The organism is Candidatus Villigracilis vicinus (assembly GCF_016702885.1).
GTDB lineage: Bacteria > Chloroflexota > Anaerolineae > Anaerolineales > Villigracilaceae > Villigracilis > Villigracilis vicinus.
The window spans coordinates 243,424-258,952 of sequence record NZ_JADJDD010000030.1; the positions used below are offsets into that span (position 1 = coordinate 243,424).

Below are 15,529 nucleotides of genomic sequence, written 5' to 3' on the forward strand. Positions count from 1 at the left end.
CAGGAAATTATGAAAAAAATATTCCCCATCCTTCTGCTGGTCACAATACTCTCCGCATGCGCACCCGCAACCCCCATCGTACCCACACCGGATGTTAATGCCATTCGCACCTCGGCGGCAAGCACAGTCATAGCGGAATTCACGTTGACGGCGGCATTCTTCACCCCAACCCCGCAACCGCTGCCCACCGAAACACCCACCGTTGAGCCGCTACCCACGGAAACCACGATTTCCCTTGCGACCATTGACCCGACCATCGCAGCGCTCACTCCCGACGCCCTGTGCGATGACTACTCCTTTGACATTGCCACGCTCGACGTGACCATCCCCGATGGCACTCCCATGACCCCGGGTCAGGACTTTGTAAAAACCTGGAAGATCAAGAATACTGGTATCTGCACATGGGATACCGACTACAAAGCCATTTACTCCTACGGCTCTCCCCCCAACGAACGGATGAGTGCCCAGCCCATTCCGCTCACCGGTCTCGTTGCTCCCGGGCAGGAAATAGACGTCTCCGTCCAGTTCAAAGCCCCCACCACACCGGGCGAATATAAGGGCTATTGGCAAATGGTGAATTCCAAGGGCATTCCCTTTGGCTCAAAAGACTTCATCCTCACCGTGGTCATTGTCGTTCAATAAGTTGACCGGGCTCACTCAAGCAATAAAAGAAAAAGCGCGCCAGCTGGGATTCGTCCTGGCTGGCGTTACTTCTTCTGAAGCACCTGCACACTTCGATATGTTCCAAACATGGTTAGACGCGCATCATCACGCCGCCATGGACTACCTCGCTTCAGATCGCAACCGCTCCCGCCGTGCCGACCCAAAGCTGATCCTCCCCGAATGCAAATCCATTCTCGTTCTGGCGTTGCCGTATACGAACATAAAAAGCGAAATGAAGAATGATGAATTCAAGATCGCAGGTTATGCATTGGGTAATGACTATCATGATGTCATTCCGCCGCGCTTGAACGAGATCGTCCAATTCATCGAAGAACAGGTCGGGCAATCGGTCCCAAACCGCTGCTACACCGATACGGGTCCCATTCTCGAGCGCGAACTGGCTCAACGCGCCGGGTTGGGCTGGGTCGGGAAAAATTCCATGCTCATCAACCCGCAAGCAGGGTCAACCTTCCTGTTGGCAGAGATCCTACTCGGCATTGAGCTTGAACCGGATGAACCTTTCACCACTGACCATTGTGGAACCTGCACACGCTGCCTCGACGCCTGCCCAACTCAATGCATCCTCCCAGATCGAACCATAGATGCGCGCCGCTGTATCTCCTACCTCACGATCGAAAACAAAGGCGAGATCCCCGCAGACCTGCGTCCACAACTCCAGACCTGGATCTTTGGATGCGACATCTGTCAGCAGGCCTGCCCGTGGAATCGATTCTCGCTGCCAACGGACCCCGCCCTTACGCCATCCATTCCGCTTCCCATCCTGACCGATGACCTGACTCTGACACCCTCGGCATTCAACCAACGCTTCAAACGTTCGCCCATTCAACGCGCCAAGCGCCGCGGATATTTGCGCAATCTTGCCGTTGCGGCCGGTAATCGGGCAAGCGCGAAAGACATCCCTATTCTTGAAAAGTCCGCACAAGACGAAGAAACGTTGATAAAAAATCATGCCGAATGGGCTGTCAATAAAATCAAATACAAATCAGGTTCGTAGCCTGACGATACCAAAGATCGGAGATGTCACGCAATCGCGTGACCTAAAAAGCCTCATATGAAAAAACTTCTCATCGCAACCAACAATCAGGGCAAGGTACTGGAACTTCAAGAACTACTGACAGGAATCGGCATAGAATTCATCACCCCGGCAGGGATCAACTTACAGCTCGAAGTTGAAGAAGATGGAAGCACCTATCAGGAAAACGCCGGGAAGAAAGCCCGTGCCTTCGCGCAAGCCAGCGGATTGATCTCCCTTGCAGATGATTCAGGTCTCGAAGTGGAGGCGCTTGGCGGCGCGCCAGGCTTGTACTCTGCCAGATATTCCCCCAAGCCCGGCGCTAAAGATGCAGATCGACGCGCCTTTCTGTTGGAAAACCTCAAAGACAGGCCGCGCCCATGGAAGGCACACTTCCACGCCACGATCGCAGTCGCCGTACCAGATGGCAGCATGGAATTTGCCGAAGGCAATTGTTATGGTGAGATCATTCCCGAAGAACGCGGCACAGGCGGCTTCGGGTACGACCCGATCTTTTTGCTGACAGACCTCGGCAGAACCATGTCTGAGTTGAGTATGGACGAAAAGAATCGGCTCAGTCACCGGGCATTGGCGGTTATAGCCGCAATGCCGACCTTAAAGCAATTATTTTCAGTGTAAAAATGAAAGAGACAGTTGTCTTAGATAACTGTCTCTTTTTCAATGCAGGAAAAGTTTATTAGATAAAATCAACGACCAGCTAGGAAAGCGGCGGAATCTCATCCAAAAATTGTTTCAGTAATTTCACAACGGTTTCAGGTTGTTCGAGCATGAGCATGTGTCCGGTCGCTTCCAGAAAATGCAGCTGCGCATTAGGGAGATTATCCTTCAAATACTGTGAAGATCTCGGCGGGGTCATTTCATCTTCGGTACCGCAAAGAATGAGGGCAGGCACATGAATATTCGCGAGCCGCGTTATCACATCAAAACGGTCACAGGCAAGCAGGTCGTTATGCAAGACAGATGGTCTTGTATTCAACATATTCTTTTTAGAGAGACCTAGCAATTCATCGGAGGTATGTGAACCGAAACAGGCGCGGTTGATCCGCTCTACAGCCTCGGGAAATGTTGCCGGACTGCCTGCCAGTGTCAATATGAAGGGAGCCACGCGTAATTTTGCGCCCCCTCCCAGCAATGCCAACGCCCGCACCTTGTGCGGGTACTCCAATGCCAGGGTCAACGCAATGCCGCTGCCCATGGAATGCCCAACGATCACAGCAGACTCAATGGCAAGGTCATCCATAAACCCGGCAACATCTGCGGCATATTCTCCAACAAATTGCCTGCTCTCGCCTTCTGAGGAAGCATGACCGGGTAGATCGAGCGTGTAGACGGTCTCACCTTCCAGCCGCCTTTGATACGGATGCCAGGATAAAAAACTGCCGCCCGCGCCGTGAATTAATATCAACGGCGGGCGGCGGCTTAAAGCATCTTTCTGCGAGTGAAGTGTGTAATGAATGCCCTGAGCAAGCGGCATGACTATGCCTTCATTCGGCGGGCGTTATGCAATCGATCGGCGGCATCTTCTGTGAGCGGGATGTAGACCTGCACATTCGTGCCTTTGCCTACCTTCGAGTCGATATTGAGCAACCCGTTCACCAACTCGGCTCGCTCGCGCAGGTTGACCATTCCAAGGCTGCTGCTGGAGCGTTTATCGTAATTTTGTGTAATGGCTTTTACATCAAACCCGGCACCATTATCAGCAATCTCCAAAAGCACGATGCCCGGCTCCACCTGCCGCAGCCGTACAGTGATCGCTTCGGCAGCCGCATGTTTGCGGGCATTATTAACAGCTTCTTCGATGATGTAAAAGATCACACCTTGCTTACCCATCTCTAACTGCTCAGAAGCGCGCTCGTCGATCTCAACTACCACGCGTTGCGAGAAGGTCTCCATCATTTTATCCGCCATCGACTGAATGGCAGCCGCCAGCCCCTGCGACTCAAGAATAAGCGGGCGCAGGGTAAATAGCATGTGACGGATCTCTGTGGTGGTGCGATGCGCCAGTTCTTCCAGCTTTACCAATTCAGCATCGGCAGCACTCGGATTCTTTGCCAGCATACGCCTTGAAATATTCAAGCGCATTGCCATCGCCGCCACCGACTGGGTAGGTCCGTCGTGCAGGTCACGTGCCAATTTTTTACGCGCTTCTTCATACACATCAGCAAGGCGTTCTTTCTCTTCCACCAAGTCCTGATATAAACGCGCATTTTGAATGGCAATGACCGCCTGACGCCCAATGATATCGAGCAGGTTGGTGCGCTCTGTAGTGAAATATTCTGCTTCTGGATGTGCAAAAATGAGCACACCATACACGTTGAATCCGCTGCGCAAAGGGAAGACATATCCGCTGGTACAGGAGCGCAGCGCCACCACCCGTCCCAGTTCGGCATCGTAACCAATATCTTTAAATTTGACCGGCTCGCCTTCGTCCAGCGCCTTTTTTAGTACACCTTCCGAGCCATCGAAGGTAATGCGCATATCGGCATTGGTAAAGCGGCGCGCAGAGCCAATGCGCAGCTTCCCCGCATTGAACAGCATCACTGCACCCACAAGCGGATCACTGGTTGTCTTTTCTGTTTCCACATTCGGGTTCAACGCTGCCGCGCTCATATCAAGGGCGGAGTCGAGCACACGTTTATAGCTGAGGGTGGAGGATAGGGTTGAGGTTAATTCATAAATGGCACGCATGCGCTCGTTCTGAATGGCACGTTTCTTTTCTTCCACATCCACCCATAAGGCGCGGTTCTGACGCATGTGGGTCATCAAGCGTCGCCCAAGAATGCCAAACAGAATCCCTAACGCGCTCATGATCCCGGCGATCACAGCGGATAACTGAAGGTTGCCATCCAGCCGGAAACCGGTATAAACAACGAGTGCAGAAAAGAGCAGCGCTGCAATAACCGCGCCAACGATCTCAAAGTAAATGGAACCGGTCAAAATAGGGAGAAGCCCCGCCCAAAAGGCGGGTCCGCGAATACCGCCTTGTACCCAAAAGAATGCCCCCGTCAGGATCAAGTCCACTGCAATGTTCAGGCGGCGGTGATAGGTGGTACGCATATTCAAACCCGCCAATGCCGTCATTGTCAGGTTCCAAAGGATCAGCAGCCCAAGGGTCCAGGCGGAGCTTAGATCCAGTTGCTGCCCAAGCCCAAGTGAAACAATCAGCCCAACCAGCATAACCCAGCGTAATGATATGGCGAACCAGTCAGCCATGTAGGGGGTGTCAAATCGTTTCATCATAGCCAGCCAATCATAACGAAAAACCCGGCGTTAAACAACGTTCCTGACGTTACAGTCAGATTACACCTGCTTATAGCACGGGTCTGAGCTATTTTTCGTAGCCCATCTTCTTTAAATAAGGGGTGAGTTTTTCAATTAAAACAGCTTGCTGCTCACTTGTATAGGCATCACGGAAGCGCCCGATCTTGCCCTTGAAGAAATGCAGCCCTTGTTGCCCGTCATTTGCCCCAGGACGATATTGGTCCACCACCGCACGAACTTCCGCTTTGGAGGCATCCAACTTGAGGTATTCCACCAGTTTGGCAGATTCAACGTCATAATTGGTCAAAAGGTCTTCGTAACGAGCGATCAGTACATTCTTCTCGCCCATCCAACGCTCCCAAATATGGACATATTCCATCATAAAATCCACACTTTTCTCAAAATCGGAAAGATGTGAAAAAGCGTTTGGACGTCCCTTGGTCAATGCACGTTGACCGTAGTCAAATGCAGAAAGCATGGCATCGCGCGGATCGCGGTAGATATAGGTAATGCGCAGCATGCCGGTCGAAGCTAACAACTGCGAAGCGGGTGAAGGACCTGCATGCGCCTTGATCACAAAGGTATTACCCATTACGGCTGGCACGGTCACCATTGCCAAACGGCGCGGAGAAAGCACACCAATGTTGCAATTCACCTCGGTGAGAATTTTTTGCAGCCCATATTTTTTACGGATGTCCTGCGCATCGGCACAGCCCGTGGTTTTCATCAGGTCGTGAATGAGGTTATAGTGCCAGCCCGACCCGGCGCGCGGCATTCCTACAGAGAGAACGATCATGAAACTTCCTTGTTCAATTGATATGTAGCAAGCCCCACCAAAATCCCCGGCACGATCCAGATGTTCGGGGTGGTAAGCGAATCCTGGGTGAAATTATACAGGGCGATAGCCACCCACGCAAATACACCAGCCACCGTCGCAAAGCGTGCCCAAGGTTCGCTCCGTTTGAGCAGAGAGAGCATATCTCCAAGCACATTGAAGAGAAATGCAAAAAAGAGAACGAAGCCAAACAACCCCGTTTCTGCAAGCAAACGCACATATAAATTCTTGGGGTTCGGGTACAGTTTATTCGATGGATTCAACTGCTTCGCGATTTCTGGGACGGTGGTCAGCGCCCAATCGGGCAGATTTTTATAGATGTAAAACCCGCTTCCTCCCAAACCGACGCCTGTTAGCGGGTATTCTGAAAACGCTCCCAACGCCCCAACCGAGTACGCTCCGCGCGCCCCAGCGTTGATATCCACAATGTATTCGCTCAAACTCTCGGCGTTGATCTCCCACAAGCGGCGGAAGTAATTCTTCTGCCCGAGGAACAAGACCGCACCAGCCACAATACCAACCAACACCGCAACCATGCCAATACGCAATGCAAGGTCAGAGATGCGCCCGCGGAAGCCGCTGATGAACCAAGTCCACATGGAGCGGAGGATTTCGCGACCGAAGATCAACATCATCAAGCCCGATGTACCAAGGACGATAAGCAAGCCGCCGCGGGAGTAGGTAGCCAAAAGCACCAATGTTGTTAATGTCAGAAGCGCAGGCTCCAGCCACGAAAGGCGTGTGACGCGGTACTTCGTCAAAACAGCAGCAAATAGAAAGGGAAAGAACGTCGTCGCAATTTGACCGGCAAGCCACGCCGGTTCATAGGCAAGCCCAGAGATGCGATTCGTGCGGACAAGTTCGCGCATGGAAAAGGCGAGCTGCCAATGGGTGACCATTTCTTTTTCGAGCAAGCCGGTATAGAACGTGACAGCCTGTAGACCGCTCCATGCAATATCAAGGCATAATCCTGCGAAAATCCATTTAACGGTAAAACGAAAATCTTCTTCATTTTTGTTCATCCACACAGCGCTAATGAAGAAGGCAATTCCAATAAGAAGCGTGATCAAGGCGCGGATGGTGCGCCCGTCGTAGGTTTGTCCACGCAGGGAGATGGGATTGATAAGCGAACCAACGCTGGCAGAGAAAACCACAAACAGAATGAATGCCCCCAACGCAATAAATGCTCCCGCCCATGCAAGATGAATCTTTTTACGCAAGGCTTGAACAAAAAGCAAGGGGAACAGCACTGCCAGAGGATACAACGCCAACGGACGAACAAGTGCGCCTTCACCCAAACCAGGAAACCAACGGAAGCTGGTGACAGGCAAGGTAAGCATGGCAAGCGCCCATAGCAGGCGGGGTAAATTCACCCCAGAGAATACAGAAGACTCAGAGGATTTCATTTCGGTTTGAAGAAAAGCACAAAGAAGACTGAAAGCAGTAAAAACCCGCTGACGCCTGTTAGCAGATAATTAGCAAGTGGAATGCTGCGCTCTTTGGGCAGATCGGCAGTTTGGGTCACTTCGAGTTTGATAAATTCGTTCAGATTGCCTGATTGAATTTCAGACTGAGTCTTTTCAACAAAGGCGTTCGCCCATGCTGAAGCAAGTTCTTCCGCTTTTTGCGGGTTTTGATCGTCTGCATAAAAATGCCAACCTGCTTCGGCGGGCTGGGAGAGACTCAACTTCCCATCACGCAGTTCCTCGACCGGGGTATTTAATTCATTTAGCACATCATCCGACCAAGCCAGTTCCACCAGTTTGCGGGCTTCACGTTCGAGATAGTAAAAATCCTGACGGTCGGTGTTGGTCGGGAAGGCTTCTTCAAAATTAAAGTCCACGTTGACCGTGGCTTTGGCACGATATGGCGGCGGGGCAATGAAATAGAATGCTGCACCAATGGCTGAGCCTATCATGGCGCCCAGCACCCAAAAGCGCCAGGCTTTGAGCAGGCGAATGAGATCGTCGAGGGAGGGAGAAGAAAAAAGATTCATTTTTGATCTACGATTGCGATTTACAAAATTTACCAATCTGCTTACTTGCCAATTACTACCTATTTCTTTATCCGCCATTTCCAAAGCGGACCGATGATTTTGCGCAGGTAGTATTTTGCCACAATCGGGGAAAAGAAGGAGCCGCCGTCGCGGTAGTGAACGCGCAGCATTTCCTTCCAGCCGCGCTCATCGTTGACATTGGTTTTGCTGGAAGTATGAATGCGGAAATTTGCCCAGGTCTTGCCAGGTAGGTATTGGATTGGTGCATGCTTGGCGATGCGAACCCAGAGGTCGTAGTCCATCGCAAAATAGAACGAAGGGTCGAGTGGTCCCAATTCCTTCCAATATCTGGCGCGGAAGAACATGGTCTGTTGCGGGATGTGAACGTAGCCGGTGCGCAGTTTGGCATAGTCGGTCTGACGTGAAGCAAACTTACCGATGACCTGTCCCTGCTCATTGATGAAATCACAATCGGCATAGACCATGGCGACCTCGGGATTCGCAAAAAGAAAATTCACCGCATCGGCAATGGCATTGGGGTTGGCATAGGTATCATCTGAGTTAAGCCAGGCGAGGATATCGCCTTTGGCACGATTAAACCCTTTGTTGATCGCGTCAGTCTGTCCTTTATCTTTGGCTGATTCCCAATACCTCAATTTACCGGCATATTTCTGTATCACATCCACGCTGCCATCGGTCGAGCCGCCGTCCATGATGATGTATTCGATGTGCGGATAAGACTGTTCCAAGACGGATTTAATCGTCGCTTCAAGATAGTCCGCTTGATTGAAGGATGGAGTTACGATGGTAACAAGAGGGAGAGAGGCTGGTTTCATTCAGGTAGCTCTGTCAAGCAATTACTATTTCCATTCCTCGTCTGAATAGAAGGTCTCAGAAACACCTTCGGTGATCTTGCGCACACGGGTTATCTCTTCGGGGGAAAGTATCTTCTTCCAGTTATCGAGGCTGGCACGGCTGTCAAGTTTGACAGAGTGAGTTTTGTTCTTTGCCAGCCTGACAGGATTCTCGCTGCTGCTGGAATTTTGAATGGTGTCTTTGACACGTTCGGTAAAATTCAAACCCAATGATCGATATAAGGATTGGTAGCCGCCAATGGGGTCACGGGAAAGGTCTTCGTGACGCACAATTTGAAATTGGGGGAACTGGCTGCGGGTCCCATGCACGAAGCGATAGATGATCTTCCACAACAAGGCGGCTTGCCCAACGATATCATCCTTTGGCATGGACTCCATCTGGGCGCGGTCACCTTCCAAATGGTCACGCATAAAAAGCGGCTGGCTAAGGAAATTATTGAAATCGAAATTCCAGCCAAGGCGTTTGAGGCTGCTGACAAAACCGCCAGGGTGACGGGCGGTGATGACCACATGACAATTTAATTGTTTGGCGAACCAGGGCGTGGAAAAGACCGCGAACGGGTCTTTGATGAGCGCGCGCTGTCCGTGCATGCTGCCATTAAAGAAAGCGTGGAAGTCTCGTCCCATGCGCAGGAAATCTTTTACGGAACGAAGCGAGGCGATCTCGAGCCAGGTGTGATATTGAAAATTTAATAGTTCGTTGAACGCGAGTAGATATTCGGCTCCGTTCTCGTCTGTGATATAGGTGTACCAATTCGCAACAGGCACACGGAACAAGCCTGGGCGATGCAGGACATTGAGCGGCTCACTGATATAGGCGGTGTCTGCGTCGGCAGCCAGCATTTTGCCAACCCAGGTGGTACCGCTGCGGTGCGAGCCAGTGACGAGGATGGGATTTAAGTCACTCACTTAGTGCCTCCATGAGGTTCTTCGTTGAGAAAGATTGGATAGACGTAACATGATAAAAATTCGCGGCACAGGCATTGATCCAATGTGCAGGGTTGGCGTCCAACTCTTTCACACCATATACGCCGCCAAAGCCGGGAATGAATAGCTCCATCTCACCTTGCTCAATATGACGATGGATAAAGGCATTGCGAATATCCCATAGTTCAGCGCGCTCGCGATATTCCGGGAGGCTTTTCTGTATAAGGCTACCTGCCGTCCGCAAAGGATAGGCGACAGAGACAACTACAAACAAGAGCAGCGCAGCCCACACCCCAATTGTACGGTTGAATTTGAATTCCGGCAGGCAGAGTCCCAGCCAGATGCCTTCGAGGACGAGCATCACGATCATCAGGGTACGGGCAAGGAAACGCATACGTTCCACAGGGAAGCCCTGCCCAAAAACACTGGGAGAGAAACCAGCAGCGATCAAAAGCCAGATGAGCAAAGGCAGGAGAAACATCCACAACGGGCGGCGGCGTTCTTCAGGGAAAAACATCACTCCACCAGACTGTTTCATTACCCATACCAGAGAGAGCGGCACCAGGAAAGAGATCAAAAGCGGCAGGGGCAGGCTGAAAAAAGAGTCTCGCATGAAAAGGAATGCGTACTTGAAGGAGTTAATTAAGATTAAGGCGACATCAGGCGTTTTTTCGCGGGCGACATCTGTGACAGCCGGTGAGAAAAGCAAGGTTAGAAACCCTGTGAAAACGCCTGCAAAGGTACAGCCAGTTAGAGCAAGGAGACGAGCACGAACGGGAGATCGATTCCATTTCCATACCGAAAAGGGAAGCAAGGCAAAGACCGTGACTAATGTGGCTGCGGGCGGTTCGGAAAAACCAGCCAGCACAAAGGCTGTCACAAAAATAGATCCATACACAACAAGCGGGATGGACTCATCCACAGGGCGGCGAGCTTGCCGCACTAGAAATGCAAAGAACAAGGCACCGAACACCAACGGCGCAAAATGCGTCATCATGGAAGAGCGCCAGTATACGGTTTGGAACAGATTGGGTGCCTGTAAAAAGCTCATGAAAGTGATGGTACTGCCAAGGAAAATATCCACGAGTGAGGACCACTCCACTTTGGCAAACTTTCGAATTTCATGAACCAGCCAACTCAACCCAAACAGCCATAAAACGGTCATCAAAACAATGGTGAGCGGAATACTATTGGTCCCCAAATATTCACTGAACCCAACGAACAAAATGTTGGAATAGCGGTTTGCAGATCGAAAAGCACCGTCGGAGTAACGGTCCAGTACTGCCTGGAAAGGTGAGACTGTGGTCACTCGTACGGCTTCGCAGTAATCGTCAGCAATGTAGCGGGAAAAGGAACCCAGATAGGCATACATACTTACTGCCGCCAACATGGTTAGGGTGGATATTAACACGATGGTACGAACGACCGGTTCATATTTTTCGTTACGCAAGAGCATGTATCAGTTCCATTATCGAAGTTGGTAGATCACGTAACCATCCCCTTCGGCGAAGATAGGGTAGGTTTTTAGTTTTTCACGCAGGAAGGGTTGGAGTTCAAAATCTTTGAAGTCTGTCACAATGAACAATTCTTTCTTCGAGATGATCGCATTGAACTGTTCTTCGAATTTCTGATTGCCACCGCGTTCTGAACTGTATAACAAGTCACCATAGGAGGGCCAGGAGCCGATGTTCTGCCAGCCCCAATACGCCATGCGTGCGCCATAATCCTGCGTAAGCCCCGCAATGTTATAGCCATCGGTCAGGGTATGGATCTCCGCCCACATTGCGGCTTGCGGGCGATAGTCTACGGCGTTCATTTGGTTGCGGGTATTCCAAAGAGACGCACAAGCTCCCAAAAGCAGGAGACAAAATGCAAAGAAGCGCAGCAGATTGGTTGAGGTCAACTGTGCAAGTTTGGAAAGAAGAGAATCTGCTAGTGGGGCAATGGAAAGCGCGAGGATGGGGATAAGCGGCAGGGAATAGTAATCGTGAGTAGAGATGTGGAAGTTAAAGAAAAGCCCAAAGAGGGCGTACCCAACCCAAAGTCCGAACAGGAAGCGGCGTTTTTTATCATCAAAGAAAAAGAGACCCAGCAACGCAAGCATCAGCACCATTCCGCCAGCGACCAGATTCAACATGTTCAACCAGCCAATGTAATAAGATGGACTGAGGAAAAGGGTCGGGATGAAACGCCCGCTGAATTGCTGACCGAGATAGCCAGCTACAAAGATGCCATAGATGAGATACCCCGCGCCCGGCAGGACGCCAATCAATGCCATGAGGTAGATATGCGGCTCCTTGAGCGCCTCTTTCATGGACCTGTAGCTGAGTACCGCGCCCAAACCTCCACCAACAACGAAGAATGCCGCCGGGAATTTTATGAAAATGGCAAGCCCGCCAAAGAGACCAGCCAGAAGGGCTGACCACATCCCTGCCCCTCGCTCGGTGGAAGAGGGATATCCGAAGGACGGAGTAAGGGAAGACCATTCCCAAACCGCCCATAAGAACATGACAATGAACATTGTCATCAATGGGTCGGGTTGAAAACTGCGGCTGGCAATGACGGCATACGGCAGGAAAAGATATACCGCCGTTGCAGCAAGAGCGCCGTCAACTGATGTGAGGCGCCGTGCCAGAAGATAGAGAAAAATGCCGCCAATGATCCAAAACATGGAGGAATACAGGCGCGCCACCCAGACCTGCTCGCCGGTGAAACGATATGTCCACGCGACGATTTTCTCAAAAAATTCCGGCTCTACCGAAGCGCGGAATTTCCATTGTTGAATGGCAAAGGAGCGCTGTTCAGAAGAGACGTCTGTGCGGGTTTCATAATACATGCCGCGCGCTTTGAGCATTGAAAGCATCTGGCGGGTGGAATGGAAATCAAGCGGCAGGTCGGTGAAGTCATAGAGACGAATCGCAATGCCCAGGGTGAAAATAACGAGCAGGGCAATAGTTCGGACGGCTTTGGTGGAGAAAAAAGAGGGTTGTTCGCTCATGTGGAAAAAGTAATTGTAACGTAGATTTATTTGAAGGGAGTTGAGCCGAAGCATCTTTTATGCTATTCTAAATCAAGCTTATATGTGCTGTTGTATCACAAGAATTTTCACACAAGCTGACAAAATCATCTGAAACGGGCTGATGCCTTCAAGGAGTGATGACCATGACCCAGGATGAATACGTAATCTTCGCCGAGTTGAAACGCGATAAATTCGAAGACATCCTAGACAGGTTAATGAAGTTTTACCCGTCGATCCAATTCGGCAGGCAGGTCGACGATTGGATCTGGCTCCATCTCGAAGAAGACAAGATCGAGATTGATTCCTTTTTCTCGGAGCAATTGGAACTCAAAGGAAAGAGAAAGTATTCCAAAACGCTTCAACACATTCTGCAAGTTATCGATAAAGAGTGGGTATTAAAACGGTTCGATCCCCCAAAAGCAGATCTAACCCGCTAGGTTCTTTTTCCGGCGCGCCAAGGCTGCTTCACGCAATTTCCCCAGCCCCAGTAAATTCAAGATCGCCGAAACAAAAATATTCATCCGTTTCAATGCCACCGGCGGGTAAATCACGAGCGCGCGAAACCATGCCCTCAAGGCTTGTGCAGGAAGTCCGCCATCAAGCAGGTAACGTGCATCCACACGAAAGGCAGAGGCGTGCGCACGGCGGTCTATCGTCAGAAGTGTTCTGGCGAGATCTTTGTCCTGTGCGATGGTCTCCAAAATACGAAAGGCTTCGCGTCCAAACTCGGACGCTTTGGCAATGTTCTTCGCCTCGGCATGGTAACGCGCAGCAGACCAGGTCTGATTCACATGCAAGATCTTTCCGTGCTTGGCGATCTGGATCCAAAGCAAATGGTCCAGTAAAAAGTGAAACGTAGGATTAAGCCCTTGCGTTCTTTGTAAGGCAGAACGGCGCATAAAAACAGCGGGCTGACCGATGATCTGAAAGCAAAGCAAGTCTTCGAAAGTAAGCTGTTTATACGTCAGGGTGTTGAAGGTCGCGCCGTTCTCGTCCACAGCAAGCATATCCGCATAGACAAGAACCACCTCGGGATGTTCTTCAAAGACCTTCACCGCCGCGCGCACGGTTCCCGGCAGGTAATAATCATCGGAGTTCAGCCAGGCAATAATGTCTCCTGTTGCACGGGCAAACCCCTTGTTGATCGCATCTGCCTGTCCATTATCCTTGACCGACTCCCAGTGCGTTAACTTCCCGGCATGCTTCTTTATGATCTCCACGCTTCCATCGTTGGAGGCGCCATCCATCACGAGATATTCAATGTATGGATAGTCCTGCTCCAACACCGAGAGCATGGTCTGCTCAAGATATTTAGCCTGATTGTATGAAGGGGTGATAACGGAAACCAAACTCATTTTATTTAGACACGTTCTATTTTGCCCGCAGGTCGTAAAGAACATATCCATCCCCTTGAATGGCAATGGGATATGTATCCAATATCTTTTTCAAGCCGGGTTGTTTGTCCAATTGCCCAAACGCGGTAACAAGGAAGTAATCCATGCCTGCGGTCAATTCGTCGAATTGGGCGGCGTTGTCCTTATCGGGGTTGCGGGTGGCGCTCAATTCAGTAGCAAGAGGCCACAGGTCCACCTTGCGCCAACCATACATCATGAGACGGTAACCATAATCCTGGGTCAATGCGATCACGTGCGCGTCGGTCGGGAAGGCATCACCAACCTCACTCCAAAATGCAGGCTCATGCTGAAAATCTTCAGCGACCAGAACAGAGCGTGCCGCATAGGCTTGATATCCGATCACAACCACTACCAAGGTGATGAAGCCCACGCGTCCGACTCCGCCGATGCCTGCCACATACTCCGTAAGCGGATTCAACGCCACAGCCAGCCCAAGCACGATCAGCGGAATCAGTTGAATATGGTAATAGCTATGGGTATACATCTGGAACGGCAGGGTCAGCCCATATAGCAGGTAGCCGATCCACAAACCAATAAGCAGCCAGCGCATCCGTGATGGAGCAATGAGCGCACCGGCAATGCCAAGAAATACGATGGTCAAGCCAAAAAGGGTACCGAGAAAAGCCAGCCACTTGGTATAAAAATCGGTGCTGGTGATGAGCTTCATCAGCGCCAAGGTCCAGGCAAAGAAGTATTCGGTGGAACGCCCCTGATTGAGGAAGACATAGAACAGCAGCGCCGGAACAACCATAATAGCAGCCATTGCCCAAACCTGTTTGGACTTCCAGAAATCCCTGCCAAGAGTGAAAAGCACAAGTGCAATAGCTGCAGCGCCTGCCATAAATGCGATCACGATCTTTACGAAGGTGGCTAAACCAAGAAATACAGCGGCAAGAATAGCCCACTTCCATGTAGATCTCGCCCCCAACCCCTCGCCTGAAAGAAGAGGGGAATTGTCCTCACTCCAGCGGTAAAGGAAATACACACCAATGACAAATGCCGAGGTCATCAATGGGTCGGGTTGAAAGGAGCGGCTGACCTGCACCGAGAACGGCAGTACGAAATAATAAGCAAGTGCGATCAACGCCGCCCAGGGAGATGCGATACGGCGCATCAGGTCGAAAAGAGCAACTCCCGCCGCAAGCCAGAAGAAGGTCATCCATATGCGGGCAACAGCGATGTTCTCTCCGCCGGTCAGGAAGTAACTGTAAGCAACTATGGTTTCAATAACTGGCGGCTCATACTTACCCACAGCATTTGCGAACGAAGTCGCAAGCTGACGCTGCTCATCGGTAGCAGAGGGCAACGCATTGTAGTAGATCTCGCGTGCCACAAGCGAGTTGCGAAGCTGGCGAGAAGTGTGAAAATCAAGGGGAGGATCGGTGAGATCCAGAAGTCGCAAGAGTCCGCCCAGGGCGAGAAGAAGGATGAAGAGGGCAGACCAGATCCTGGCAGGGGAAAGAGGCGAAGTAGTCATTGAGTCG

15 protein-coding genes are annotated in these 15,529 nt (G+C 51.0%); 4 read left to right on the top strand and 11 right to left on the bottom strand.

The window, feature by feature from the left end; translation table 11 throughout:
• Positions 1-9: 9 nt before the first annotated feature.
• From IPG80_RS22065 to rdgB, 3 genes are read left to right on the top strand one after another with little or no spacing between them, the layout of a single operon-like run.
• A complete protein-coding gene (locus IPG80_RS22065; RefSeq protein WP_345112012.1) occupies positions 10-642 on the top strand; it encodes an NBR1-Ig-like domain-containing protein in 633 nt (210 codons plus the stop codon).
• Between the two features lies 1 nt (position 643).
• On the top strand, positions 644-1,678 hold the full coding sequence (gene queG, locus IPG80_RS22070; protein WP_345112014.1) for a tRNA epoxyqueuosine(34) reductase QueG: 1,035 nt from the start codon (positions 644-646) through the stop codon (positions 1,676-1,678).
• Between the two features lie 57 nt (positions 1,679-1,735).
• Complete coding sequence (gene rdgB, locus IPG80_RS22075; protein WP_345112017.1) at positions 1,736-2,335, top strand: RdgB/HAM1 family non-canonical purine NTP pyrophosphatase; 600 nt, start codon at positions 1,736-1,738, stop codon at positions 2,333-2,335.
• 79 nt (positions 2,336-2,414) lie between these two features.
• Here the strand turns inward: rdgB and IPG80_RS22080 are convergent, their stop codons facing one another.
• The 9 genes from IPG80_RS22080 to IPG80_RS22120 all read right to left on the bottom strand — a co-directional run bounded on the left by IPG80_RS22080 (position 2,415) and on the right by IPG80_RS22120 (position 12,609).
• Positions 2,415-3,191 carry an alpha/beta hydrolase gene (locus tag IPG80_RS22080; RefSeq protein WP_345112020.1) on the bottom strand — a complete coding sequence of 259 codons (777 nt, stop codon included), beginning with the start codon at positions 3,189-3,191 and terminating at the stop codon, positions 2,415-2,417.
• A 2-nt stretch (positions 3,192-3,193) separates the two neighbouring features.
• Positions 3,194-4,957 carry a histidine kinase gene (locus IPG80_RS22085; protein ID WP_345112023.1) on the bottom strand — a complete coding sequence of 588 codons (1,764 nt, stop codon included), beginning with the start codon at positions 4,955-4,957 and terminating at the stop codon, positions 3,194-3,196.
• An 88-nt stretch (positions 4,958-5,045) separates the two neighbouring features.
• Complete coding sequence (locus tag IPG80_RS22090) at positions 5,046-5,774, bottom strand: sulfotransferase domain-containing protein (protein ID WP_345112028.1); 729 nt, start codon at positions 5,772-5,774, stop codon at positions 5,046-5,048.
• Positions 5,771-7,219, bottom strand: coding sequence for an O-antigen ligase family protein (locus IPG80_RS22095; protein WP_345112032.1), 1,449 nt, complete (start codon positions 7,217-7,219; stop codon positions 5,771-5,773). Before IPG80_RS22095 ends, IPG80_RS22090 begins: the two co-directional genes overlap by 4 nt.
• Complete coding sequence (locus tag IPG80_RS22100; RefSeq protein ID WP_345112035.1) at positions 7,216-7,809, bottom strand: hypothetical protein; 594 nt, start codon at positions 7,807-7,809, stop codon at positions 7,216-7,218. The genes IPG80_RS22095 and IPG80_RS22100 overlap by 4 nt, the downstream gene beginning before the upstream one ends.
• 59 nt (positions 7,810-7,868) lie before the next feature.
• Complete coding sequence (locus IPG80_RS22105; protein WP_345112038.1) at positions 7,869-8,645, bottom strand: glycosyltransferase family 2 protein; 777 nt, start codon at positions 8,643-8,645, stop codon at positions 7,869-7,871.
• Positions 8,646-8,669: 24 nt separating this feature from the next.
• Positions 8,670-9,593 (bottom strand): sulfotransferase, encoded by a 924-nt coding sequence (locus IPG80_RS22110; RefSeq protein WP_345112041.1) that lies wholly within the window; start codon positions 9,591-9,593, stop codon positions 8,670-8,672.
• Positions 9,586-11,067, bottom strand: a complete 1,482-nt coding sequence (locus tag IPG80_RS22115) for a DUF6056 family protein (protein WP_345112043.1) — start codon at positions 11,065-11,067, stop codon at positions 9,586-9,588. Before IPG80_RS22115 ends, IPG80_RS22110 begins: the two co-directional genes overlap by 8 nt.
• A gap of 12 nt (positions 11,068-11,079) precedes the next feature.
• Positions 11,080-12,609: a glycosyltransferase family 39 protein gene (locus IPG80_RS22120; RefSeq protein ID WP_345112045.1), complete on the bottom strand. Its 1,530-nt coding sequence runs from the start codon at positions 12,607-12,609 to the stop codon at positions 11,080-11,082.
• A gap of 164 nt (positions 12,610-12,773) precedes the next feature.
• Here IPG80_RS22120 and IPG80_RS22125 point away from each other — a divergent pair, with 164 nt between their 5' ends.
• Entirely contained in the window at positions 12,774-13,067 is a 294-nt protein-coding gene (locus IPG80_RS22125) for a hypothetical protein (RefSeq protein WP_345112047.1), read from the top strand.
• On the opposite strand, the gene IPG80_RS22130 is transcribed toward IPG80_RS22125, so the two are convergent.
• Together IPG80_RS22130 and IPG80_RS22135 are read right to left on the bottom strand one after the other, a co-directional pair.
• Entirely contained in the window at positions 13,056-13,985 is a 930-nt protein-coding gene (locus tag IPG80_RS22130) for a glycosyltransferase family 2 protein (RefSeq protein WP_345112050.1), read from the bottom strand. The two genes, IPG80_RS22125 and IPG80_RS22130, sit on opposite strands and share 12 nt — an antisense overlap.
• Positions 13,986-14,001: 16 nt before the next feature.
• On the bottom strand, positions 14,002-15,522 hold the full coding sequence (locus IPG80_RS22135; RefSeq protein WP_345112053.1) for a glycosyltransferase family 39 protein: 1,521 nt from the start codon (positions 15,520-15,522) through the stop codon (positions 14,002-14,004).
• Positions 15,523-15,529: the final 7 nt, after the last annotated feature.